The organism is Caulobacter zeae, from assembly GCF_002858925.1.
GTDB classification, from domain to species: domain Bacteria; phylum Pseudomonadota; class Alphaproteobacteria; order Caulobacterales; family Caulobacteraceae; genus Caulobacter; species Caulobacter zeae.
Genome location: NZ_PJRS01000014.1, coordinates 1 through 2300 on the forward strand (window position 1 = coordinate 1; position 2300 = coordinate 2300).

Sequence of the window (2300 nt, forward strand, 5' to 3'; positions counted from 1 at the left end):
GGCCTGCTGATCGCGGGCGTGCTGGTCGCTCGACTGAAGCCGGCCGGCGCGATCGTCTACTTCGTCATCTTTGCGCTGACCGTTGTCTGGGCGCTGTGGGAGACGGGGCTGGACGGCTGGGCGCTCGTGCCGCGTCTCGTCGCCCCGCTGGTGATCCTGCTGCTGGTCTTGCTGTCGCTGCCGGTGCTGACTAGGCGAGGCACCAAGCCGATGCTGGCGGGGCTGGCGGCGTTCGTCCTGCTGGTCGGCGTAGGCGGCGCGGTCGTTGCGGCGGCCAATCGCCCGACGCCGGCCAAGCCGCTGCCTGCGGCGCTCGCCGGACCCGGCGCTGCGATGGGCGCCGACTGGATCGCCTATGGCGGCTCGCAAGACGCCCAGCGCTTCTCGGCCGCCGCCCAGATCACCAAGGCCAATGTCGGCAAGCTGGAGCGCGTCTGGACCTTCCGCACCGGCGACCTGCCCGAGAAGTTCGGCGCCGAGACCACCCCGCTGAAGATCGGCGACAGCGTCTATCTGTGCTCGGCGATGAACAAGCTGTTCGCGCTGGACGCCCGCGACGGCAAACAGCGCTGGGCCTATGACCCGCAGATCTCCAAGGACGCCATCCCCTATACGGCCGCCTGCCGGGGCGTGACCTACTTCGTACAACCTGGCGCAGCGCCCGACGCCGCCTGCGCCGCGCGGATCATCGAGGGCACGCTGGACGGCCGGCTGATCGCCGTTGACGCCCGCAACGGAAAGCCCTGCGCGGGCTTTGGCCAAGGCGGCCAGGTCGACATCAAGACCGGCATGGGCGAGGTCGTGCCCGGCATGGTGTCGATCACGTCTGCGCCGACCATCGTGCGCGGGATCATCGTCACCGGCCACCAGGTGCTGGACGGCCAGAAGCGCTGGGCGCCGTCGGGCGTCATCCAGGGCTACGACGCCGTCACCGGCCAGATGCGCTTTGCCTGGGATATGATGGCGCCCGACATCACCGGCCTGCCGCCGCAGGGGCGCACCTACACGCCCGGCACGCCGAACATGTGGACCACGGCTACCGGCGACGACGCCCTTGGCCTGGTCTACCTGCCGATGGGCAATTCGGCCGCCGACTACTATAGCTCGCTGCGCCGCCCGGCGGAGAAGGAATGGTCCTCGGCCCTGGTGGCGCTGGACGTCGTCACCGGCAAGCCGCGCTGGAAATTCCAGACCGCCCATAACGACGTCTGGGACTATGACCTGGGCTCGCAGGGCACGCTGGTCGACTTCCCGACGGCGGGCGGCCTTGTGCCGGCGATCATCCTGCCCAGCAAGCAGGGCGAGATCTACATCCTCGACCGGCGCACCGGCCGGCCGCTGACGGGTGTCGAGGAGCGCGCTGTTCCCGGCGGCGGTGTCGAGCCGGCCGAGCGGGCCAAGACCCAGCCCTTCTCGCTCTATCACAGCCTGGCCAAGCCCCGGCTGACCGAGAAGGACATGTGGGGCATGTCGCCGATCGACCAGATGATCTGCCGCATCCAGTTCAAGCGCGCGGTCTATAACGGCCCCTACACCCCGCCCGAAGCCAAGGCCCGCTGGATCCAGTATCCCGGCTATAACGGCGGCTCGGACTGGGGCGGGATCGCGCTGGACCCGCGCCGCGGCGTGATCGTCGCCAACTACAACGACATGCCCAACTACAACCAACTGGTGCCGCGGGCGGTGGCCGACGCCAGGGGCTGGTTCCCGCGCGGCGATCCGCGCGAGAAGACCAAGGCCGGCGGGGCCGAGGGCGCTGGCGATCCGCAGACGGGCGTTCCTTACGCCATCGACGTGAACGCCGGCTGGCGGATGCCCGGTACGGGAATGCTGTGCAAGCGTCCGCCCTACGGCGGGATCCGCGCCATCGAGCTGAAGAGCGGCGCCACCCTCTGGGATCGCCCGTTCGGCACGGCGCGGCGCAACGGGCCCTTTGGCATCCCCTCGATGCTGCCTATCGACATCGGCACGCCCAACAACGGCGGCTCGGTGGTCACCGCCGGCGGCCTGGTCTTCATCGCCGCGGCGACCGACAACCTGTTCCGCGCCATCGACATCGAGACCGGCAAGACGGTGTGGAGCGACGTGCTGCCGGCCGGCGGCCAGGCCAATCCGATGGTCTACGAGCAGGACGGCCGCCAGTACGTGGTGATCATGGCCGGCGGGCATCACTTCATGGAGACGCCCGAGGGCGACTACGTGATCGCCTACGCCCTGCCGAAAGGCTGAGCCATGGAGACCTGGACGCCTTACTGCGGCGCCGGCCCCTCGCCGGCCGATATCTGGAGCCGCTGGAACCT

General features: G+C 69.6%; 1 protein-coding gene. It reads left to right on the top strand.

Annotation, left to right across the window (positions count from 1 at the left end):
* On the top strand, positions 1 to 2229 hold a 2229-nt coding region (locus tag SGCZBJ_RS07330; RefSeq protein WP_101717377.1), incomplete at its 5' end, for a membrane-bound PQQ-dependent dehydrogenase, glucose/quinate/shikimate family.
* Positions 2230 to 2300: the final 71 nt, after the last annotated feature.